This is a genomic window from Pseudomonas sp. 29 (genome assembly GCF_002754355.1).
GTDB lineage: Bacteria > Pseudomonadota > Gammaproteobacteria > Pseudomonadales > Pseudomonadaceae > Aquipseudomonas > Aquipseudomonas neuropathica.
Window position 1 is genome coordinate 4,664,565 of record NZ_PEEY01000001.1, and the last position, 21,856, is coordinate 4,686,420.

The 21,856-nt window shown below is 60.3% G+C and carries 23 protein-coding genes; 22 read left to right on the top strand and 1 reads right to left on the bottom strand.

Annotation, left to right across the window (positions count from 1 at the left end):
- Positions 1-54: 54 nt before the first annotated feature.
- The 22 genes from CLU80_RS21625 (at position 55) to CLU80_RS21730 (ending at position 20,730) form a co-directional block, all read left to right on the top strand.
- Positions 55-1,530 carry a sigma-54 dependent transcriptional regulator gene (locus tag CLU80_RS21625; RefSeq protein WP_007920053.1) on the top strand — a complete coding sequence of 492 codons (1,476 nt, stop codon included), beginning with the start codon at positions 55-57 and terminating at the stop codon, positions 1,528-1,530.
- 125 nt (positions 1,531-1,655) lie between these two features.
- A complete protein-coding gene (locus tag CLU80_RS21630) occupies positions 1,656-2,849 on the top strand; it encodes a sensor histidine kinase (protein ID WP_175559666.1) in 1,194 nt (397 codons plus the stop codon).
- Between the two features lie 5 nt (positions 2,850-2,854).
- Positions 2,855-4,246, top strand: coding sequence for a sigma-54-dependent transcriptional regulator (locus tag CLU80_RS21635; protein ID WP_099758351.1), 1,392 nt, complete (start codon positions 2,855-2,857; stop codon positions 4,244-4,246).
- Between the two features lie 128 nt (positions 4,247-4,374).
- Positions 4,375-4,704: a flagellar hook-basal body complex protein FliE gene (fliE, locus tag CLU80_RS21640; RefSeq protein WP_007920044.1), complete on the top strand. Its 330-nt coding sequence runs from the start codon at positions 4,375-4,377 to the stop codon at positions 4,702-4,704.
- A 15-nt stretch (positions 4,705-4,719) separates the two neighbouring features.
- Entirely contained in the window at positions 4,720-6,507 is a 1,788-nt protein-coding gene (fliF, locus tag CLU80_RS21645; RefSeq protein WP_093439711.1) for a flagellar basal-body MS-ring/collar protein FliF, read from the top strand.
- Positions 6,500-7,519 (top strand): flagellar motor switch protein FliG, encoded by a 1,020-nt coding sequence (fliG, locus tag CLU80_RS21650; RefSeq protein ID WP_016771079.1) that lies wholly within the window; start codon positions 6,500-6,502, stop codon positions 7,517-7,519. Before fliF ends, fliG begins: the two co-directional genes overlap by 8 nt.
- A gap of 4 nt (positions 7,520-7,523) precedes the next feature.
- Positions 7,524-8,330 carry a flagellar assembly protein FliH gene (gene fliH, locus CLU80_RS21655; protein ID WP_099758353.1) on the top strand — a complete coding sequence of 269 codons (807 nt, stop codon included), beginning with the start codon at positions 7,524-7,526 and terminating at the stop codon, positions 8,328-8,330.
- On the top strand, positions 8,320-9,678 hold the full coding sequence (gene fliI / locus CLU80_RS21660) for a flagellar protein export ATPase FliI (protein ID WP_093439720.1): 1,359 nt from the start codon (positions 8,320-8,322) through the stop codon (positions 9,676-9,678). Before fliH ends, fliI begins: the two co-directional genes overlap by 11 nt.
- A gap of 6 nt (positions 9,679-9,684) precedes the next feature.
- Complete coding sequence (fliJ, locus tag CLU80_RS21665) at positions 9,685-10,134, top strand: flagellar export protein FliJ (RefSeq protein ID WP_093439724.1); 450 nt, start codon at positions 9,685-9,687, stop codon at positions 10,132-10,134.
- Between the two features lie 190 nt (positions 10,135-10,324).
- Positions 10,325-10,630: an STAS domain-containing protein gene (locus tag CLU80_RS21670; protein WP_093439728.1), complete on the top strand. Its 306-nt coding sequence runs from the start codon at positions 10,325-10,327 to the stop codon at positions 10,628-10,630.
- Between the two features lie 5 nt (positions 10,631-10,635).
- Positions 10,636-12,339, top strand: coding sequence for an ATP-binding SpoIIE family protein phosphatase (locus tag CLU80_RS21675; protein WP_099758354.1), 1,704 nt, complete (start codon positions 10,636-10,638; stop codon positions 12,337-12,339).
- Between the two features lie 31 nt (positions 12,340-12,370).
- Entirely contained in the window at positions 12,371-12,718 is a 348-nt protein-coding gene (locus CLU80_RS21680; RefSeq protein ID WP_093439737.1) for an Hpt domain-containing protein, read from the top strand.
- A 104-nt stretch (positions 12,719-12,822) separates the two neighbouring features.
- Positions 12,823-14,193 carry a flagellar hook-length control protein FliK gene (locus CLU80_RS21685; RefSeq protein WP_099758356.1) on the top strand — a complete coding sequence of 457 codons (1,371 nt, stop codon included), beginning with the start codon at positions 12,823-12,825 and terminating at the stop codon, positions 14,191-14,193.
- Between the two features lie 764 nt (positions 14,194-14,957).
- Positions 14,958-15,461, top strand: a complete 504-nt coding sequence (gene fliL, locus CLU80_RS21690; RefSeq protein WP_007920033.1) for a flagellar basal body-associated protein FliL — start codon at positions 14,958-14,960, stop codon at positions 15,459-15,461.
- A gap of 9 nt (positions 15,462-15,470) precedes the next feature.
- A complete protein-coding gene (gene fliM / locus CLU80_RS21695) occupies positions 15,471-16,439 on the top strand; it encodes a flagellar motor switch protein FliM (RefSeq protein WP_003222890.1) in 969 nt (322 codons plus the stop codon).
- A 55-nt stretch (positions 16,440-16,494) separates the two neighbouring features.
- Positions 16,495-16,944 (top strand): flagellar motor switch protein FliN, encoded by a 450-nt coding sequence (gene fliN / locus CLU80_RS21700; RefSeq protein WP_008077656.1) that lies wholly within the window; start codon positions 16,495-16,497, stop codon positions 16,942-16,944.
- Positions 16,945-17,397, top strand: a complete 453-nt coding sequence (gene fliO / locus CLU80_RS21705; RefSeq protein WP_093439747.1) for a flagellar biosynthetic protein FliO — start codon at positions 16,945-16,947, stop codon at positions 17,395-17,397.
- Positions 17,397-18,155 carry a flagellar type III secretion system pore protein FliP gene (gene fliP / locus CLU80_RS21710; RefSeq protein ID WP_095050183.1) on the top strand — a complete coding sequence of 253 codons (759 nt, stop codon included), beginning with the start codon at positions 17,397-17,399 and terminating at the stop codon, positions 18,153-18,155. The genes fliO and fliP overlap by 1 nt, the downstream gene beginning before the upstream one ends.
- Positions 18,152-18,421, top strand: a complete 270-nt coding sequence (fliQ, locus tag CLU80_RS21715; RefSeq protein WP_038363854.1) for a flagellar biosynthesis protein FliQ — start codon at positions 18,152-18,154, stop codon at positions 18,419-18,421. The genes fliP and fliQ overlap by 4 nt, the downstream gene beginning before the upstream one ends.
- Positions 18,422-18,424: 3 nt before the next feature.
- Entirely contained in the window at positions 18,425-19,210 is a 786-nt protein-coding gene (gene fliR / locus CLU80_RS21720) for a flagellar biosynthetic protein FliR (protein ID WP_093439752.1), read from the top strand.
- A gap of 3 nt (positions 19,211-19,213) precedes the next feature.
- On the top strand, positions 19,214-20,353 hold the full coding sequence (gene flhB, locus CLU80_RS21725; RefSeq protein WP_093439755.1) for a flagellar biosynthesis protein FlhB: 1,140 nt from the start codon (positions 19,214-19,216) through the stop codon (positions 20,351-20,353).
- A 140-nt stretch (positions 20,354-20,493) separates the two neighbouring features.
- Positions 20,494-20,730, top strand: a complete 237-nt coding sequence (locus CLU80_RS21730) for a hypothetical protein (RefSeq protein WP_095050185.1) — start codon at positions 20,494-20,496, stop codon at positions 20,728-20,730.
- Positions 20,731-20,897: 167 nt separating this feature from the next.
- On the opposite strand, the gene CLU80_RS21735 is transcribed toward CLU80_RS21730, so the two are convergent.
- Positions 20,898-21,257: a DUF6124 family protein gene (locus CLU80_RS21735; RefSeq protein ID WP_099758357.1), complete on the bottom strand. Its 360-nt coding sequence runs from the start codon at positions 21,255-21,257 to the stop codon at positions 20,898-20,900.
- Positions 21,258-21,856 lie beyond the last annotated feature (599 nt).

Below are 21,856 nucleotides of genomic sequence, written 5' to 3' on the forward strand. Positions count from 1 at the left end.
GTCTCGCTTGCCCCTTATTTTGGGCATTGAGTTGACTAGGGAAGTTGCTATTGCATGTGGCGTGAAACCAAAATTCTGCTGATCGATGACGATAGCGTCCGCCGCCGCGACCTGGCGGTGATTCTAAATTTTCTTGGCGAAGAAAATTTACCCTGCGGCAGCCATGACTGGCAGCAGGCAGTCGGCTCTTTGTCGTCTAGTCGTGAGGTCATTTGCGTACTGATCGGGACGGTTAATGCTCCTGGTGCGCTTTTGGGCTTGCTAAAGACACTCTCAACCTGGGATGAGTTCCTTCCGGTTTTGTTGATGGGCGATAATTCTTCCGTTGACTTGCCTGAAGACCAGCGTCGCCGAGTGCTTTCGACCCTCGAAATGCCTCCCAGCTACAGCAAATTGCTCGACTCCCTGCACCGTGCCCAAGTCTATCGCGAGATGTACGACCAGGCACGCGAGCGCGGTCGTCATCGCGAACCCAATCTGTTCCGCAGCCTTGTCGGCACCAGCCGTGCGATTCAGCACGTGCGCCAGATGATGCAGCAAGTCGCCGACACCGATGCCAGCGTACTGATCCTCGGTGAGTCCGGCACTGGCAAGGAAGTGGTTGCGCGCAACCTGCATTACCATTCCAAGCGCCGCGACGCACCATTCGTGCCGGTCAACTGCGGGGCGATCCCGGCAGAGCTGCTCGAAAGCGAATTGTTCGGTCACGAGAAGGGCGCCTTTACCGGCGCGATCACCAGCCGTGCCGGCCGCTTCGAATTGGCCAATGGCGGGACCCTGTTCCTCGACGAAATCGGCGACATGCCGCTGCCGATGCAGGTCAAGCTGCTGCGCGTCCTGCAGGAGCGCACCTTCGAGCGCGTGGGCAGCAACAAGACCCAGAGCGTCGATGTGCGCATCATCGCCGCGACCCACAAGAATCTCGAAAGCATGATCGAGATCGGCACCTTCCGCGAAGACCTTTACTATCGCCTGAACGTGTTCCCGATCGAGATGGCGCCGCTGCGTGAGCGCGTCGAAGACATTCCGTTGCTGATGAACGAACTGATCTCGCGCATGGAGCACGAGAAGCGCGGTTCGATCCGCTTCAACTCGGCAGCGATCATGTCGCTGTGCCGTCACGGCTGGCCGGGCAACGTCCGCGAGCTGGCCAACCTGGTGGAGCGCATGGCGATCATGCATCCGTACGGGGTGATCGGCGTGGTCGAGCTGCCGAAGAAATTCCGCTATGTCGACGACGAAGACGAGCAAATGGTCGACAGCCTGCGCAGCGATCTCGAAGAGCGCGTGGCGATCAACGGCCATACGCCGGACTTCACCGCCAACGCCATGCTGCCGCCGGAAGGCCTGGACCTGAAAGACTACCTCGGTGGTCTGGAGCAAGGCCTGATTCAGCAGGCGCTGGACGATGCCAATGGCATTGTGGCGCGTGCGGCTGAACGCCTGCGTATCCGTCGCACCACCCTGGTGGAGAAGATGCGCAAGTACGGCATGAGCCGGCGCGATGGAGATGAACAGGCGGAGGATTGACGCCTGTTTTTCAACTGCTTCATTTATAAGCAGTTTTTTTTAGGCACGGGTATTGCTACAGCCCTCGCAACGTTCCGTTTAACTGACGGTCAGCCAAGCGAGAAAGCACAATGCCCCACGCCCAGATGTCTACTGCCTCCAGTCCCGAGGGGCAGCCGTCCTCCGTAGAGCAGGCAAGCCGACAGGGCCTGGAGCAGGCATTCGAGCTGTTCAGCCAGATGTCCAGCCAACTGACGGACTCCTACAGCATGCTTGAAGCACGGGTGACCGAGCTCAAGGGTGAGCTCGCAGTCGTCAGTGCCCAGCGCATGCAGGAGCTGGCGGAAAAAGAACGCTTGGCCAACCGCCTGCAAAATCTCCTTGATCTGTTGCCCGGTGGCGTCATCGTCATCGACGGTCACGGCATGGTGCGCGAATCTAATCCTGCCGCTATCGAACTGCTCGGCTTGCCGCTTGAGGGCGAGCTGTGGCGCCATGTGATTGCGCGTTGCTTTGCCCCGCGTGAAGACGACGGTCATGAAGTTTCCTTGAAAAATGGTCGACGCCTGTCGATCGCCACCCGTTCGCTGGATGCCGAGCCGGGGCAACTGGTGCTGCTCAATGACCTGACAGAAACCCGTCATCTGCAAGATCAACTGGCACGCCACGAGCGCTTGTCCTCGCTGGGGCGCATGGTCGCCTCGCTGGCCCATCAGATCCGCACGCCGCTGTCAGCCGCTTTGCTCTACGCCAGTCATTTGACTGAGCAGCAATTGCCGGTCGCTACCCAGCAGCGTTTCGCCGGGCGCCTGAAAGAGCGCCTGCACGAGCTGGAGCACCAGGTGCGCGACATGCTGGTCTTCGCTCGCGGCGAGTTGCCGCTGACCGATCGCCTGACCCCGAATACCTTAATGCAGGCGCTGCAAGCGGCAGCGCTGACGCATGTCCAGGATCTGCCCATCCGCTGGCAGTGCGACAGTCATGCCGGTGAGCTGCTGTGCAACCGCGACACGCTGGTCGGAGCGCTGCTGAACCTGATCGAAAACGCCATTCAGGCCAGTGTCGGCGACGTCCGCCTGAAAGTGCATTGCTACACCCGTGACAACAACCTGCATCTGAGTATCAGCGACAGTGGCAGCGGCATCGAGCCTGCGGTTCTGGCGCGGCTTGGCGAGCCATTTTTTACCACCAAGGTCACCGGCACCGGCCTCGGCCTGACCGTGGTGAAGGCTGTGGCCCGCGCGCATCAGGGAGAATTGCTGCTGCGTTCGCGGGTCGGGCGCGGCACGTGCGCGCAGGTGATCCTGCCGCTGTTTTCCGCTGTACACGGAGCTGAGTAAAAGACATGGGCATCAAGGTTTTGCTGGTCGAGGATGACCGCTCATTGCGCGAGGCGCTGGCCGATACGTTGTTGCTGGCCGGGCACGATTACCACGCGGTCGGCTGCGCTGAAGAAGCGCTGACGGCAGTGGCGCGTGAGGCGTTCAATCTGGTGGTCAGCGACGTCAACATGCCGGGCATGGACGGTCACCAGTTGCTCTCGCTGTTGCGGGCCCGCCAACCGCAATTGCCGGTGTTGCTGATGACGGCGCACGGCGCGGTCGAGCGTGCGGTCGATGCGATGCGCCAGGGCGCGGCCGACTATCTGGTCAAGCCGTTTGAACCCAAGGCCTTGCTGGATCTGGTGGCACGGCATGCGCTAGGCAGTATTGGCACAAGCGACGGCGACGGTCCGGTGGCCGTCGAGCCGGCCAGTGCGCAGTTGCTGGAGCTGGCAGCGCGGGTGGCGCGCAGCGATTCGACAGTGCTGATCTCCGGCGAATCCGGCACCGGTAAAGAGGTGTTGGCGCGCTACATTCACCAGCAATCCCATCGCGCCAGCCAGCCGTTCATTGCGATCAACTGTGCGGCGATCCCGGACAACATGCTCGAAGCCACGTTGTTCGGCCACGAGAAGGGTTCGTTCACCGGCGCCATCGCGGCGCAGGCCGGCAAGTTCGAACAAGCCGACGGTGGCACGCTGTTGCTCGACGAAATCTCCGAAATGCCCCTCGGCCTGCAAGCCAAACTGCTGCGCGTGTTGCAGGAGCGCGAGGTCGAGCGCGTCGGGGCGCGTAAACCGATTGCCCTGGATATTCGCGTGGTCGCGACCACCAACCGCGATCTGGCGGGCGAAGTGGCGGCGGGGCGTTTCCGTGAGGATCTTTTTTACCGTTTGTCGGTTTTCCCCTTGGCCTGGCGTCCACTTCGCGAGCGCACTGCCGATATCCTGCCGCTGGCCGAAAGGTTGCTGGCCAAACACGTCAATAAAATGAAGCACGCGGCGGCGAAACTCTCACCTGAAGCGCAAGCTTGCCTGACCGCTTACCCGTGGCCGGGCAATGTGCGTGAGCTGGATAACGCCATTCAGCGTGCGCTGATCTTGCAGCAGGGCGGTTTGATTCAGCCGCAGGATTTCTGTCTGGCCGGTCCCGTGACGTACACCGCGATGCCCGTCGTCGCGCCGGTGTCAGCGGTGCTTCGCGAGGTGGAAATCGAAGCGGATTCGGCCGGTGCATTGGGCGATGACCTGCGGCGCCGGGAGTTTCAGATGATCATCGACACCCTGCGCGCCGAGCGCGGCCGACGTAAAGAGGCGGCGGAAAAGCTCGGAATCAGCCCGCGCACCCTGCGCTACAAGCTGGCGCAAATGCGCGATGCCGGGATGGACGTCGAAGGTTATCTGTTCGCCACCTGACGTCTGGCGCAACGATTTGAAAACGCTTTTCTGAAAGGGGTGCCCATGAGCTGGCACCCTTGTTGCTAATACCTGTGTACCCGCCGAGTGAGTGTCAAAAAATTGCGGGCCGCCCAAGAGAGTAGACCATGAGCCAAGGTATTGAATTTAATCGGTTGATGACAGACATGAAGGCCATGAAGCTGGATGCCATGTCTGCGCCGAAATCGACGACCGCTGTCCCTGAGTTGGGAGGCAGCAGCTTTTCCGACATGCTCGGTCAGGCGATCAACAAGGTCAGCGATACCCAGACCGCGTCGACTCAGTTGGCCAACGCATTCGAAGTGGGCAAGAGCGGCGTCGATCTGACGGACGTGATGATCGCTTCGCAAAAAGCCAGCGTGTCGTTCCAGGCTCTGACCCAGGTGCGCAACAAGCTGGTTCAGGCTTATCAAGACATCATGCAGATGCCGGTTTAAGGACGAGATTGAGTCATGGCAGAAGCAGTCGCCGATAACGTTCCGGCCAAGGCCACCCCGATAGACGGCAAACCGCCGCTGTTCGGCCTGTCCTTCCTGGAAAACCTCTCCGAGATGACCATGCTGCGTCAGGTGGGCCTGTTGGTCGGCCTGGCTGCGAGCGTGGCGATTGGCTTTGCCGTGGTGCTGTGGTCGCAGCAGCCGGATTACCGTCCGTTGTACGGCAGCCTTGCCGGCATGGACGCCAAGCAGGTCATGGACACCCTGGCCTCTGCTGACATTCCTTACACCGTCGAACCGAACTCCGGCGCCTTGCTGGTCAAGGCCGATGACCTGTCCCGTGCGCGGATGAAACTCGCCGCTGCTGGTGTCACTCCCAGCGACGGCAACATCGGTTTTGAAATCCTCGACAAGGAACAGGGGCTGGGCACCAGTCAGTTCATGGAAGCGACGCGCTACCGTCGTGGCCTCGAAGGTGAACTGGCGCGGACCATCTCCAGCTTGAACAACGTCAAGGGTGCCCGCGTGCACCTGGCGATTCCGAAGAGTTCGGTGTTCGTGCGTGATGAACGCAAGCCAAGTGCTTCGATTCTGGTCGAGTTGTATTCCGGTCGTTCGCTGGAGCCGGGGCAGGTGGTGGCGATCATTAACCTGGTGGCCACCTCCGTTCCTGAATTGAGCAAGTCGCAGATCACCGTCGTCGACCAGAAGGGCAACCTGCTCTCTGATCAGGCGGAGAACTCCGAAATGACCATGGCCGGCAAGCAGTTCGATTACAGCCGCCGCATGGAAAGCATGCTCACCCAGCGCGTGCACAACATTCTGCAGCCGGTATTGGGCAATGATCGCTACAAGGCTGAGGTCTCGGCCGACATCGATTTCAATGCCGTCGAGTCGACTGCCGAGCAGTTCAACCCGGATCAACCGGCGTTGCGCAGCGAGCAGTCGGTCAACGAACAACGCACCGCCAGCAATGGCCCGCAAGGTGTGCCGGGTGCCCTGAGCAACCAGCCGCCGTCGCCAGCCTCGGCGCCGCAAACCACCGGTGGCGCCGCCGCGCCGGCCGCTATGGTGCAGCCAGGCCAGCCATTGGTTGACGCCAACGGTCAGCAGATCATGGACCCGGCCACCGGCCAGCCGATGCTCGCGCCATACCCGGCAGACAAGCGTCAACAATCGACCAAGAACTTCGAACTCGACCGTTCCATCAGCCACACCAAACAGCAGCAGGGTCGCCTGAATCGCCTGTCGGTGTCGGTGGTGGTCGACGATCAGGTCAAGGTCAACGCGGCCAACGGCGAAACCACACGCGCGCCGTGGAGCGCCGACGAATTGGCGCGTTTCACCCGTCTGGTCCAGGACGCCGTCGGTTTCGACGCCAGTCGTGGCGACAGCGTCAGCGTGATCAACATGCCGTTCTCCGCCGAGCGCGGCGAAGTGATTGCCGATATTCCGTTCTACTCCCAGCCATGGTTCTGGGACATCGTCAAACAAGTGCTGGGTGTGTTGTTCATCCTGGTGCTGGTGTTTGGTGTGCTGCGTCCGGTGCTCAACAACATTACCGGCGGCGGCAAAGGCAAGGAGCTGGCCGGTCTGGGCAGCGACGTGGAACTCGGTGGGATGGGCGGCCTGGACGGCGACCTGGCCAACGACCGCGTAAGCCTCGGTGGTCCGCAGAGCATTCTGTTGCCGAGCCCAAGTGAGGGTTATGACGCGCAACTGAATGCAATCAAGAGTCTGGTGGCCGAGGATCCGGGTCGCGTGGCTCAGGTCGTGAAAGAGTGGATTAACGCAGATGAGTGATAACCGAGCCGCTACCGTCAAACTGACCAAGGTCGACAAAGCCGCGATTCTGCTGCTGTCCCTGGGTTCGACCGACGCCGCACAAGTGCTGCGCCACATGGGCCCGAAAGAGGTTCAGCGTGTCGGCGTGGCCATGGCCCAGATGGGCAACGTCCATCGCGAGCAGGTCGAGCAGGTCATGAGCGAGTTCGTCGATATCGTCGGCGACCAGACCAGCCTCGGCGTCGGTTCCGACGACTACGTGCGCAAAATGCTCACTCAGGCCCTGGGTGAAGACAAGGCCAACGGCCTGATCGACCGCATCCTGCTCGGTGGCAACACCAGTGGCCTCGACAGCCTGAAATGGATGGAGCCGCGCGCCGTTGCTGACGTGATCCGTTACGAACACCCGCAGATTCAGGCGATCGTGGTGGCGTACCTCGACCCGGATCAGGCCGGTGAAGTGCTCGGCAACTTCGACCACAAGGTGCGTCTGGACATCATCCTGCGCGTCTCGTCGTTGAACACCGTACAGCCAGCAGCACTGAAAGAGCTGAACCAGATTCTCGAGAAGCAGTTCTCCGGCAACTCGAATGCCTCGCGCACCACCCTGGGTGGCATCAAGCGTGCGGCCGACATCATGAACTTCCTCGACAGCTCGATCGAAGGCCAGCTCATGGACTCGATCCGCGAAGTCGACGAAGACCTGTCCGGTCAGATCGAAGACCTCATGTTCGTGTTCAACAACCTCGCCGATGTCGACGACCGTGGCATTCAGGCGTTGCTGCGCGAAGTGTCCTCGGACGTGCTGGTGCTGGCCCTCAAGGGTTCGGACGAAGGCGTCAAAGAGAAGATCTTCAAGAACATGTCCAAACGTGCTGCCGAACTGTTGCGCGACGACCTCGAGGCCAAAGGCCCGGTGCGCGTCAGCGATGTCGAAACCGCGCAGAAAGAAATCCTCACCATTGCCCGTCGTATGGCCGAAGCCGGCGAGATCGTACTCGGTGGCAAAGGTGGCGAGGAAATGATCTAAGCCCATGGACAAGCACGACGACGATGTGACGGATCTGATCCGTGCCCGCGATGTCCGTGGTTTCGAATCCTGGGCCATGCCCAGCTTCGACCCGCCGAAACCGGAACCCGAGCCAGAGCCGGAACCCGAACCGCCGGAAATGGAAGAGGTGCCGCTGGAAGAAGTCCAGCCACTGACCCTGGAAGAACTCGAAAGCATCCGTCAGGAGGCTTACAACGAGGGCTTTGGCATCGGCGAGAAAGAAGGCTTTCACAGCGCCACGCTCAAGGTTCGTCAGGAAGCTGAAGTGGCGCTGGCGGCAAAACTTGCCAGCCTTGAGCAGTTGATGGCGAACCTGTTCGAGCCCATCGCCGAGCAAGATACGCAGATCGAAAAGTCGCTGGTCGACCTCGTGCAGCACATCACCAGACAGGTGATCAAGCGCGAACTGGCCATTGATTCCAGCCAGATCGAACACGTCATGCGCGATGCGCTCAAGCTGTTGCCGCTGGGTGTGGAAAACGTGCGTCTGTACGTCAATCCGCAGGACTTCGAACAGGCCAAGGCCTTGCGCGAACGTCATGAGGAAACCTGGCGCATTGTCGAAGACGAAGCGCTGTTGCCGGGTGGCTGTCGGGTTGAAACCGAGCACAGCCGCATCGATGCCAGCATCGAAACCCGCGTCGCTCAGGTCATGGCCAAACTGTTTGATCAGTTGCACGAGCAGGCGTTGCACCCGGCTGAAGCGGATCTGACTCTGGACATTCCTGAAGACGTAAAACCGGCGGCCTCGCCTGAAGAGCCGCTCGCGGACGAACCCGATGCGCCTTGAACGCACCAGTTTCGCCAAGCGCCTGAGTACTTACGCTGAGGCCACCGAGATTGCCGGCGCGCCGATTCTTGAAGGTCGCCTGCTGCGCATGGTCGGCCTCACCCTCGAAGCCGAAGGCCTGCGCGCCGCCATGGGCACGCGCTGCCTGGTGATCAATGACGACAGCTATCACCCGTCCCAGGTCGAAGCGGAAGTCATGGGGTTTTCCGGCAGCAAAGTATTCCTGATGCCGGTCGGCAGCGTTGCCGGCATCGCCCCGGGCGCCCGTGTGGTACCACTGGCTGATACCGGTCGCTTGCCGATGGGCATGAGCATGCTCGGGCGCGTCCTCGACGGCGCCGGTCGTGCGCTGGACGGCAAGGGCGGGATGAAGGCCGAAGACTGGGTGCCAATGGACGGCCCGACGATCAACCCGCTCAACCGTGACCCGATCAGCGTACCGCTGGACGTTGGTATCCGTTGCATCAACGGTTTGCTGACGGTCGGTCGCGGCCAGCGTCTGGGTCTGTTCGCCGGTACCGGTGTCGGTAAATCGGTGTTGCTGGGCATGATGACCCGCTTCACCGAGGCCGACATCATCGTCGTTGGCCTGATCGGTGAGCGGGGTCGAGAAGTTAAGGAATTCATCGAGCACATCCTCGGTGAAGAAGGTCTCAAGCGTTCCGTGGTCGTCGCATCCCCTGCGGACGATGCGCCGCTGATGCGCCTGCGCGCCGCCATGTATTGCACGCGAATTGCCGAGTATTTCCGCGACAAGGGCAAGAACGTCCTGCTGCTGATGGATTCGCTGACCCGTTTCGCCCAGGCGCAGCGGGAAATCGCCTTGGCCATCGGCGAACCGCCGGCAACCAAGGGGTATCCGCCGTCAGTGTTCGCCAAATTGCCGAAACTGGTTGAGCGTGCCGGTAATGCGGAGAAGGGCGGTGGTTCGATTACCGCGTTCTATACGGTGTTGTCCGAAGGCGATGACCAGCAGGATCCGATTGCCGACTCGGCTCGAGGCGTACTTGATGGTCACATCGTGCTGTCCCGGCGTCTGGCCGAGGAAGGGCACTATCCGGCCATCGACATTGAAGCGTCGATCAGCCGGGTAATGCCGGCGGTGGTTTCGCCGGAACACATGCAGCGCGCGCAGTACTTCAAACAGTTGTGGTCGCGTTATCAGCAGAGCCGCGATCTGATCAGCGTCGGCGCCTACGTTGCCGGCGGCGACCGCGAGACCGATCTGGCGATTTCCCTGCAACCGCAGTTGGTGCGCTACCAGCGTCAGGGCCTCAACGACAAAATCAACATGGGTGAAAGCCAGGCCTATCTCGAGACCTTGTTCGCCCCTGCGGCGGGCGGGTAACCGGCCATGGCCGTCAGCCGCGCTGCGCGCCTGGCTCCGGTGGTGGACATGGCCGAACAGGCCGAGAAAACCGCCGTGCAACGGCTGGGCTATTTTCAGGGTCAGGTCAAAGTCGCAGAAAGCAAACTCGCCGACCTCAATGCCTTTCGTCTGGATTACTCGCAGCAATGGATCGTGCGCGGCAGTACCGGCGTGAGCGGGCAGTGGCTGCTGGGTTTTCAGGGCTTTCTGGCGCAACTCGACACCGCCGTCGACCAGCAGCGCCAGAGCCTGGTCTGGCACCAGAACAAACTCGACAAGGCGCGTGAGGAATGGCAACAGGCGTTCGCCAAGGTCGAAGGTTTGCGCAAACTGGTGCAGCGTTATCGCGAAGAGGCGCAACGTCTCGAAGACAAGCGCGAGCAGAAGTTGCTCGATGAATTGTCACAGCGTTTGCCGCGACAGAATCCCTTCTAAATTGCACCGCGAAACCCTGTGGGAGCGAGCTTGCTCGCGAATGCATTCGGTCAGCTGACTCAATTGTTGACTGGCACGACGCCTTCGCGAGCAGGCTCGCTCCCACATTTGATCCGGTGTTGCACCTTGCCCATGGGTCTACCAAGTGCTAAACCTTGTACAGGTTCGTCAATGACAAGGAAGCCAGTCAATGTCAGTCGTTACAGAAGTCTCTCCGGATGGTCAAAAGCTGACGATTTCCGTCAAGGGTCGATTTGATTTTGGTCGCCATCAGGAATTTCGCGATTCCTATGAGCGGCTCGACACCAAGCCTGAATCCATTGTGGTCGACCTGAAAGAAGCCACCTACCTCGACAGCTCCGCACTGGGCATGCTGCTCCTGCTGCGCGATCACGCCGGCGGCGATAACTCGGACGTGCGAGTCGTCAACAGCAGCTCAGATGTGAAGAAGATCCTCGCCATCTCCAATTTCGACAAACTCTTCGACATCACTTGACGACCATGCAGGCGCAGGAGCCGCTGACCATACTGATCGCCGAAGACAGCGCCGCCGATCGCCTGTTGCTGTCGACCATCGTCCGTCGTCAGGGCCATAACGTCTTGACGGCGGCCAACGGTGCCGAAGCGGTCGATCTGTTTCGCCGGCAGCAACCCGATCTGGTGCTGATGGACGCGATGATGCCGGTCATGGACGGCTTCGAAGCCGCGCGGCAGATCAAGGCGCTGGCGGGTGAAACCCTGGTGCCGATCATCTTCCTCACCTCGCTGACTGAAAGCGAAGCGCTGGCCCGTTGTCTGGAGGCTGGTGGCGACGACTTTCTGGCGAAGCCCTACAACCAAGTGATCCTCGCCGCCAAAATCAAGGCAATGGATCGCTTGCGCCGCTTGCAGGCAACCGTGCTGCAACAGCGCGACCTGATCGCCAAACACCATGATTACCTGCTCAACGAACAGCGTGTGGCCAAAGCCGTTTTCGACAAGGTGGCGCATTCCGGTTGCCTGAGTGCGCCGAACATCCGCTACCTGCAATCGCCCTATGCCTTGTTCAACGGTGACCTGCTGCTGGCGGCCTACACGCCGGCAGGGGACATGCATGTGCTGTTAGGCGATTTCACTGGCCATGGCCTGCCGGCAGCCGTCGGGGCGATGCCCCTGGCCGAGGTGTTCTATGGCATGACCGCCAAGGGCTACGGCCTGGCGGAAACCCTGCGCGAGATGAATGCCAAGCTCAAGCGCATCCTGCCGGTGGACATGTTCTGTTGTGCCACGTTGCTGTGCCTGAGTTTTCAGCGGCGTTCGGTCGAAGTGTGGAACGGTGGCATGCCTGACGGTTATCTGCATCGGATTGCCACTGGCGAGCGTGTGCCGCTGGCAGCGCGGCACTTGCCGTTGGGGGTGCTGAGTGCACAGGCGTTCGATGATCGTACGGAAGTGCATCCGATGGCCGCCGGTGATCGGGTGTTTCTGTTGTCTGACGGGGTGATCGACACCAGTGACGCCAGTGATCAACTGTTCGGCGTCGAGCGTTTGCAGCAGGTGTTCGCCGCCAATCGCGAGCCGGATCGCTTGTTCGAGGATATCGAGCAGGCGCTGCGGGATTTTCGTGGCGAGGCGCGCGACGATGTCAGCATGGTCGAGGTCAGCCTGCTGGAGCCGGCGCAGGTCAAACCGTCGGCGCCGGTGTATTCCGACAGCGGCCAGTCGTGCCCGCTCGACTGGTCGGTGAGCTTCGAGTTTCGTGGCGCCACGCTCAAGCGCTTCAATCCCTTGCCGTACCTGTTGCAGTTGCTGCTTGAGGTGCATGGGTTGCGGGCGCAGAGTGGTGCTTTGTACAGCGTGCTGGCCGAGTTGTATTCCAATGCGCTGGAACATGGCGTGCTGGGTCTGGACTCCAGCCTCAAGCGCGATGCGGCGGGTTTTGCTCGCTATTATCAGCAGCGCAACGATCGGCTGGAGGCGCTGCAGGATGGCTTTGTCCGTGTGCATCTGCAGGTGCAGCCACAAGGCGAGGGCGGCCGGCTGGTGATTCGCGTTGAGGACAGCGGCAAGGGTTTTGATGTGGCGCGAGTCATGGAAAGGCCGCTGGACGGTATCCGTTTGTCGGGGCGCGGCGTCAGTCTGGTCCGGCAATTGGGGCATAACGCCAGTTGGTCGGACGAAGGTCGTAGTGCCCGCGTGGAGTTTTCCTGGGCGGTTGAGGCATAATTCGCGCAATTCTTGATCAAGGAGTGAACAAGTGACTGACACACATATTGATCGCGAGGCGCTGAGCGTACTGCGCGATGTCATGGAGGATGGTTATCCAGAGCTGCTGGATACCTTTCTGACGGATTCCGAAAGTCGCTTGGTTGATCTGCGAAAAGCGGTGGATGCCAAGGCCTTGTCGGAAGTTGCCCACAGCTTCAAGGGCAGCGCCAGCAACATGGGGGCTGTCCGTTTGGCGGCGCTCTGCCAGGAGCTGGAGTCGGAAGCCAAAAATAAGAGCCCGGCGGAAATAGTCAAACTGGTCGCTCAGATCAGTGGCGAATTTGCTGAAGTTCGCCCGGTTTATGAAAGCGAAAAACATCCTGCTCACACGCACTGATCCCGCCGTCCGGCGCTTTTTACGAGCGCCGGGCAAAACTGGCCCGGCACTTGCAGTTATCTCTGCAACTGTACCTACGATCCCAGTGCAGCGGAGACCGTTTCATGCCTGCGACCCCCAACATCCTTCTTCAGAATGCCGCTCAGGCCAAGGCGCAAGCTGCCTCGGCCAAAACGTCGGCTATGGCCGTAGACACCGGGGATAAAGCCTCAAGCTTCGCTAAAGTGTTCGCCGATCAGGGGTCGAGCAAGCCTGTCGCCACCGCTGACAATTCGCCGAAGTCGGCGCGCGACAAGGTCGCTGACAACAGCGGCAAAAAGGACATCGGCAAAGATCAGTCTGCCGCTGCACAGCCGGCGGTTGCCGATAGCGGCAACGACTTGCCTGCCGACAAAACCGCAGCGACCGATGACAGCAGCGCCAGCAGCGACGACAACACAGACACCGCCCAGGCGCCAGTGGTAGACGCGGCGCCGGTTGATCCGACGCTTGATCCGGCATTGGCAACCGCTGTGCAGCCGGTAGTCACGGCGCCAGTTGTACAGACTCCGGCGGTCGTCGCGAGTGCCCAGCCTGAAGCCGAAACGCCTGCGCTTGCCGCTCTGCCGGGGACGGTCAAAGATCCGGCACCGGCCACCGACAGCGATTTCGACCCTTCGGCCGACCCGCTCGACTCGATGCCGGCCGTGCGCATGGCGATGGAGCAAGGCGGGCACATTTCCGCCGCCAGCCAGGCGCAACCGAAAGCGTCGCCGGCTCAGGCTCAGGCCGACGGTGAATTGACTTCCGCGCAAACCTTCGCCGCCGGCATGGCCAGTATGCTCGACGTGCAAGCCGACAAGGACAGCACCAGCCAGGGTGGTGACAAAGCGTTCAGCGGCTTGATCGACGATGGCCTCAAAGATCTCAAGACTGCGACCAGCGATACCCGCGTCGATGACTTCGCCAACCGTCTGGCGGCACTGACGCAGGCGGCCACGCCGAAGACAGCGAACGCGGTACCGGTGAATCAGCCGATCGCCATGCACCAGAGCGGCTGGACTGAAGAAGTGGTCAATCGCGTCATGTATCTGTCGAGTGCCAATCTGAAGGCGGCGGACATTCAGCTGCAGCCGGCTGAACTGGGGCGATTGGATATTCGCGTCAACATGGTTCCGGACCAGCAGACCCAAGTGACCTTTATGAGCGCGCATCCAAGCGTGCGAGAAGCGCTGGACGGCCAGATGCATCGCCTGCGCGAAATGTTCAACCAGCAGGGCATGGGTCAGGTCGACGTCAATGTCTCCGACCAGAACCGTGGCTGGCAGGGGCAACAAGGTCAGGAACAGGCGCAGCAGGGCCAGAGTGGTCGCACCAGCGCGGCCGGCGGTCGCCTCGATTCGGCGGATGACGAATTGGCGCCTGCAACCATTGCTGAAGCCGCCGCTCAAACCACCAGCGTGATTGGCAGCAGCGCGGTCGACTATTACGCCTGAGCAAAATCAAGAGCCCCTCATCGGAACGCCGCCCGCCTAGCCCTCTCCCGGAGGGAGAGGGGACTGATTGGGGCTCTTGAAGTGCGCCGACCGGATACTGCTGCTGTGAATCCATAATCGACTTGGTCTTTCAGGTCGATGTTTGACGTCCGACATCTCGGTCGGCCCCCTGAAAACCCTCACCCTAGCCCTCTCCCAGAGGGAGAGGGGACTGATTGGGGGATGCTTGCGAAGTACGTCGACCGGATACTCCTGTTGTGAATCCATAATGGACTCGGTCTTTCAGGTCGATGTTTGACGTCTTGCACCTCGGTCGGCCCCCTGAAAACCCTCACCCTAGCCCTCTCCCAGAGGGAGGGGGGACTGATTGGGGAATGCTTGCGAAGTACGTCGACCGGATACTCCTGTTGTGAATCCATAATGGACTCGGTCTTTCAGGTCGGTGTTTGACGTCTTGCATCTCGGTCGGCCCCCTGAAAACCCTCACCCTAGCCCTCTCCCGGAGGGAGAGGGGACTGATTGGGGGATGCTCTTGAAGTACGCCGATCTGATACTTCTGCTGTGAATCTCTAATCGACTGGGTCTTTCACGTCGATGTTTAACGCAAGACACCTCGGTCGGCTCCCTCTCCCTCCGGGAGAGGGCTGGGGTGAGGGTGCCTTTGACTTTAGCGTTGTCTGCGCTACGGCCGACACTTCTGGCATAACACTTGCTCTTGCCTTGCCGTGCGACTGTGAAAACCCGATTAGTGACGGATTATTGGCATGGCGAAGAGCGAAACAGCAGCAGTGAAAGACCCCGCAACCAAAGGCAAACTCAAGCTGATCATTGTGATCGTGCTGGCGTTGCTGCTGGCCATTGGCGCGTCCGTGGGGGCGACCTGGTTCTTCATGCACAGCGCTCAGAGCAAGCCTGCCGAAGCCGCTGATGCAGCGCCTGTCGGCAAGCAGCCGGCGATTTTCGAGCCGATGGCGCCGGCCTTTGTTGCCAACTACAACCAGAACGGCCGTCAGCGCTACATGCAGGTGAGCATCACCATGCTGGCGCGTAATCAGGCCGATCTGGAAGCGCTCAAAGTGCACATGCCGGTGATCCGCAACAACCTGGTGATGCTCTTCTCCGGTCAGGATTTCGCCACCTTGGCGACCCCGGTCGGCCAAGAGATGTTGCGCCAGAAGGCCACCGCCAGCGTCCAGGAAGTGGCGCAGAAAGAGCTGGGCAAAGTGGTGATCGAACAGTTGCTTTTCACTAATTTCGTACTGCAGTAGGAACACGACATGGCCGTGCAGGATCTGCTGTCCCAGGATGAAATCGACGCGCTTTTGCACGGCGTCGACGATGGTCTGGTACAGACCGATAACGCTGCCGAACCCGGCAGTGTCAAAAGCTACGACCTGACCAGTCAGGACCGCATCGTCCGTGGACGCATGCCGACTCTGGAAATGATCAACGAGCGTTTTGCCCGCTATACCCGCATCAGCATGTTCAACATGCTGCGCCGCTCGGCGGACGTTGCCGTCGGTGGCGTGCAGGTGATGAAGTTCGGCGAATACGTGCATTCGTTGTACGTACCGACCAGCCTCAACCTGGTCAAGATCAAACCGTTACGCGGCACCGCGCTGTTCATCCTTGACGCCAAACTGGTGTTCAAACTGGTGGACAACTTCTTCGGCGGCGACGGCCGTCACGCCAAGATCGAAGGGCGTGAATTCACCCCGACCGAACTGCGTGTGGTGCGCATGGTGCTGGAACAGGCTTTCGTCGATTTGAAAGAAGCCTGGCAGGCGATCATGGAAGTCAATTTCGAGTACATCAACTCGGAAGTGAACCCGGCTATGGCCAACATCGTCGGCCCAAGCGAAGCGATCGTGGTCTCCACGTTCCACATCGAACTCGATGGCGGTGGCGGCGACCTGCACGTGACCATGCCGTACTCGATGATCGAGCCGGTGCGCGAAATGCTCGACGCCGGTTTCCAGTCCGACCTCGACGATCAGGACGAGCGCTGGGTCAACGCGCTGCGTCAGGACGTCCTCGATGTCGACGTACCCATCGGCGCCACCGTGGCGCGCCGCCAGTTGAAACTGCGCGACATCCTGCACATGCAGCCGGGTGACGTGATCCCGGTCGAAATGCCGGAAGACATGATCATGCGCGCCAACGGCGTGCCGGCCTTCAAGGTCAAGATGGGCTCGCACAAAGGCAACCTCGCGTTGCAAGTGATCGAGCCGATCGAGCGTCGCTGAAACGGCGCTCCTACCCCAAGCATTTAACTGAATTTTTGCCCGCCGAGGACAAATGATGAACGACGATATGAACGCCCAGGACGACCAGGCACTGGCTGACGAATGGGCTGCGGCCCTGGAAGAAACCGGTGACGGTCAAGCTGACATCGACGCCCTGCTGGCCGCCGACGCATCCAGCGGCTCGCGTCTGCCAATGGAAGAGTTCGGCAGCGTGCCGAAGAACAACGATCCGGTGACCCTCGATGGCCCGAACCTGGACGTGATCCTCGACATCCCGGTATCGATCTCGATGGAAGTCGGCAGCACCGACATCAACATCCGCAACCTGCTGCAACTCAACCAGGGTTCGGTAATCGAGCTTGATCGTCTGGCCGGTGAGCCGCTCGACGTGCTGGTTAACGGCACGCTGATTGCGCACGGTGAAGTGGTGGTGGTCAACGAGAAGTTCGGCATCCGCCTGACTGACGTGATCAGCCCAAGCGAACGCATCAAGAAGCTGCGCTGAGTGAAACGGTTTCTCTGGGCTTTGCTGGCATTGCCATTGAGCGTGCTGGCCGCCGAGCCTTCAACGGCGACCACAGTGCCAGCCGCCACCGCGCCGATGGTCAACAGCGGCGTGGCCGGGCAACTGACGCAACTGGTATTCGGCCTGTTGCTGGTGCTGGGGTTGATCTTCTTCCTCGCCTGGCTGTTGCGCCGGGTGCAGCAGGCCGGTCCGGCAGGCAAGGGCCAGGTGATCGAGCTGATCGGTTCGCGCGCGCTCGGCCCGCGTGACCGTTTGCTGCTGGTGCAGGTCGGCAACGAGCAGATTCTGCTCGGCCTCAGCCCCGGCACCATCACCGCGCTGCATGTGCTCAAAGAGCCGGTCGAGGTGCCGAATACCAGCGAGAAAGCGACCCCGGAATTTGCCCAGCATCTGCTGAAGATTCTCGGCAAGGATCAGAAGGATAAGAAGTAATGGGTGCGTTACGCATCGTCTTGACGCTGGCCCTGTTGCTGGCCGCGCCGCTGGCATTCGCCGCCGATCCGTTGTCGATCCCGGCGATCACGCTGGGCACCAACGCCGATGGCGCGCAGGAGTATTCGGTCAGTCTGCAGATCCTGCTGATCATGACTGCCCTGAGCTTCATTCCGGCGGCCGTGATTCTGATGACCAGTTTCACCCGGATCATCATTGTCTTCTCGATCCTGCGTCAGGCCCTCGGTCTGCAACAGACGCCGTCGAACCAAATCCTCACAGGCATGGCGCTGTTCCTCACCATGTTCATCATGGCCCCGGTGTTCGACCGGGTGAACAAGGATGCGCTGCAACCGTATCTGGCGGAAACCCTTACCGCCCAGCAAGCGGTCGAAAAGGCCCAGGTGCCGATCAAGGACTTCATGCTCGCGCAGACCCGCACCAGCGATCTCGAGCTGTTCATGCGCTTGTCCAAACGTACCGACATCGCCACGCCGGATCAGGCGCCGCTGACCATTCTGGTGCCGGCATTCGTCACGTCCGAGCTTAAAACCGCGTTCCAGATCGGCTTCATGATCTTCATTCCGTTCCTGATCATCGACCTGGTCGTGGCCAGTGTGCTGATGGCGATGGGTATGATGATGCTCTCGCCGCTGATCATCTCGCTGCCGTTCAAAATCATGCTGTTCGTGCTGGTCGATGGCTGGGCGCTGATCATCGGCACCCTGGCCAGCAGTTTCGGAGGTGTCTCGCCATGACGCCGGAAGTTGCGGTCGATATCTTTCGTGAAGCGTTGTGGCTGACCACCCTGATGGTCGCGATTCTGGTAGTGCCGAGCCTGTTGGTCGGCTTGCTGGTGGCGATGTTCCAGGCCGCTACGCAGATCAACGAACAGACCCTGAGCTTCCTCCCGCGTCTGCTGGTGATGCTGGTGACGTTGATCATCGGTGGTCCGTGGATCGTGCAGACGTTCATGGAATACATCATCCAGTTGTACAAAAACATCCCGATGGTCATCGGCTAAGCCATGCAATCGCTGCTTCAGCTGACCGACACCCAGATCAGTACCTGGGTGGCGTCGTTCATGTTGCCGCTGTTTCGCGTCGCCTCGATGCTGATGGTCATGCCGGTGTTCGGCACGACGTTGGTGTCGCGCCGGGTGCGCCTGTATTTCGCCGTGGCCATCACCGTGTGTATTGCGCCGAGCCTGCCGCCGATGCCGGCGGTCAGCCCGCTGGATCTCAGTGGCTTGCTACTGATAGCCGAGCAGATTCTGGTCGGTGCGGTGCTCGGCTTTTCCCTGCAGTTGTTTTTCCAGGCCTTTGCCGTCGCGGGGCAGATTGTCGCGATCCAGATGGGCATGGGCTTCGCCTCGATGGTCGACCCGGCCAACGGTGTCTCGGTGGCGGTGATCGGGCAGTTCTTCACCATGCTGGTGACTTTGCTGTTCCTGTCGATGAACGGCCATCTGGTGGTCTTCGAAGTCCTCACTGAAAGCTTCACCACGCTACCGGTCGGCAGCGGTCTGATGACCGCGCATTACTGGGAACTGGCCGGCAAACTCGGCTGGGTGCTGGGCGCCGCATTGTTGCTGGTGTTGCCGGCGGTGACGGCGTTGCTGGTGGTCAACATCGCGTTTGGCGTGATGACCCGCGCGGCGCCACAACTGAACATTTTCTCCATCGGTTTTCCGCTGACCCTGGTGCTCGGTCTGTTTATCGTCTGGGTCGGTCTGGCGGACATTCTCAATCAGTACCAGCCGCTGGCCACCGAGGCCTTGCAGTTGTTACGCGAACTGGCACGGGCGCGCTGAGTCATGGCAGAGAGCGAAAGCGGTCAGGACAAAACAGAAGACCCCACGGAGAAACGTAAAAAGGACTCTCGTGAAAAGGGTGAAATTGCCCGTTCCAAAGAACTCAACACCCTGGCCGTGACCATGGCCGGTGCCGGTGCGCTGCTGGTGTTTGGCGGCATGCTGGCCGAAGACCTGATGGAACTGATGCGCCTGAACTTCACGCTGTCGCGCGAAGTGATCATGGATCAGGGTTCCATGGGCGCGTTTCTGTTGCAGTCGGGCCAGATGGCGCTGCTGGCGATCCAGCCGATCATGATCACTCTGTTGCTCGCCGCGTTGATCGGGCCGATTTCCCTCGGTGGCTGGCTGTTCGCAGCGGGCTCCATGGCGCCCAAGTTCAGCCGGATGAACCCGGCGGCAGGCCTGAAGCGGATGTTCTCGTTCAAGGCTGTGGTCGAATTGCTCAAGGCGCTGGCCAAGTTCCTCATCACTTTGGGCGTGGCATTGGCAGTGTTGTCGGCGGACGTCGATGACTTTTTGCGGATCGCCCACGAGCCACTTGAAATGGCGATCATCCACAGCGTGACGCTGGTCGGCTGGAGCACATTGTGGCTGGCCTGCGGCCTGATCATCATCGCGGCTGTCGATGTGCCGGTGCAGCTCTGGGAAGCCCACAAGAAACTGCTGATGACCAAGCAGGAAGTGCGCGACGAGCACAAGGATCAGGAGGGTCGCCCGGAGGTCAAACAGCGCATCCGCCAGACCCAGCGCGAAATGTCTCAACGGCGCATGATGGCGGCGATTCCCGACGCCGACGTGGTCATCACCAACCCGACCCACTACGCCGTCGCGCTCAAGTACGACTCGGAGAAGGGCGGCGCACCCGTGCTGCTGGCCAAGGGCAGCGACTTCCTCGCCCTGAAAATCCGCGAAATCGCCGTAGCCAACAACGTCATGCTCCTCGAATCGCCGGGGCTGGCGCGTTCGATCTACTACTCCACCGAACTCGAGCAGGAAATTCCTGGTGGTCTGTATCTCGCGGTCGCGCAGGTCCTGGCCTACGTCTACCAGATCCGCCAGTACCGTGCGGGCAAGGGCAAACGCCCGGATCCGCTCAAGGACGACTTGCCGATTCCGCCGGATCTGCGTCGCGACTCCTGACGTCGTTGTGCAGCCATTGGTCTGAGATCTCCCTTTACTGTCAACTCTGACAGGTGCGCTCGTCGTGATTTTGCAGTTTGATGCAAGGTGGCGCCGTGAACCTGGCGCGGTCATGCGGGCGAGTGCAAGGGAGCACGACAATGAAAGGTATTTTCAGCAGTTATGACGAAAAAACCGGAAGGGGCACCATCACGCCGAAGCCCTCGGGACGATGTATTTCCTTTGCCGAAGCCACGGGGTTTTTTCTGACGGCCAAAGAATACCGATTCAGCATTCCATTGCCCGATGCCCTGCGGGCGAGCGTCAAAGTGGGCGGCGAGGTCGAGTTCGAATTGCCCAAGAGCAAGAATGGAAAAGTAAAAATCCTCCGGTATTGACCACTGTTCGCAAAGCCGCTGAAAGCGGGGCGGTGGTTTTTTATGATCGTTCCCACGCGCAGCAAAGGAATGCAGCCCGGGACGCTCCGCGTTCCTGCCAAAGCCGAACGCGGAGCGTCCGTTGAGGCATTCCCACGCAGGAGCGTGGGAACGATCATCGCGTGTCGCTACTGCGGCACCTCCAGATTATCCATCACCCGATTCACCGCCAGCTCGCCGAGCATGATCAACTGCGCAATCCCCAACAACGTCCTGCGCTGCGATGCCGGTATGAGGTGGGCAAAGTCATGGGCGATGGTTCTGGCTGAGGCGAGTGTTTCGCTGGCGTCGGCCAGCAGTTCCTCGTTTTTGAAGTCTGCGGTGACGGCGTACATCCGGCGGGTCTTACGCGGTGGTGGCGTGGAGCCGGGTGGGCAGAGGTAGTGATCGAGGGCGCGTTCGGCGGCGTCGTTGAGCTTTTTTGAATCGAGGGATTCGTAGGGGGAGGTGGGGTCGGTTTCGGGTGGGTTGGGTGTTGGTTTAATCATGGTGATACTCCGTGGTTGATTTGGCCGCCACGGCTCATCGCTAAACAAGTAAAGGTGGCGGCTGTACGCAGGTTAGCGATCCGGGTCACAGAAACCCCGGGTAGACCCGAAGGTCTCCCACGCACAGCCACCATGACGCCAAGTGCAGATAGACAAAGCTGCAATTGAGACTGGGGATTGAGCGTCTGTAGGGTATCGGATCGCTAAACCCGATCACTGATTCGTCAGCGACCGCACCACAATAGAACCCGACCCCAAGGCGCACAAGCCGGCGGATTCTGGCTTGGCTGTAGGTAATGGCGCAAGGACTTGTAGCCTCAAAGGCGTGTCTGAAGGTGTCTTTTAAACAGCTTCGTTTAAATGAAGAAATTTGCGCCGAACATGACGGCCCCTTCGCGAGCAGGCTCGCTCCCACATTTGGAATGCGTTTCCCTGTGGGAGCGAGCTTGCTCGCGAAGGGGCCATCCGGGTCAGCAGAAAAATCTCGATCAAGCTCCTCTGTTTAAATCACTGGTTAAATAAATCCGTCCCCCTTAGGGCAATTGGACGATCCCGCCCGATTTACGGCGTGATTTCCAGATTTACCTTTCGTCTGAAAA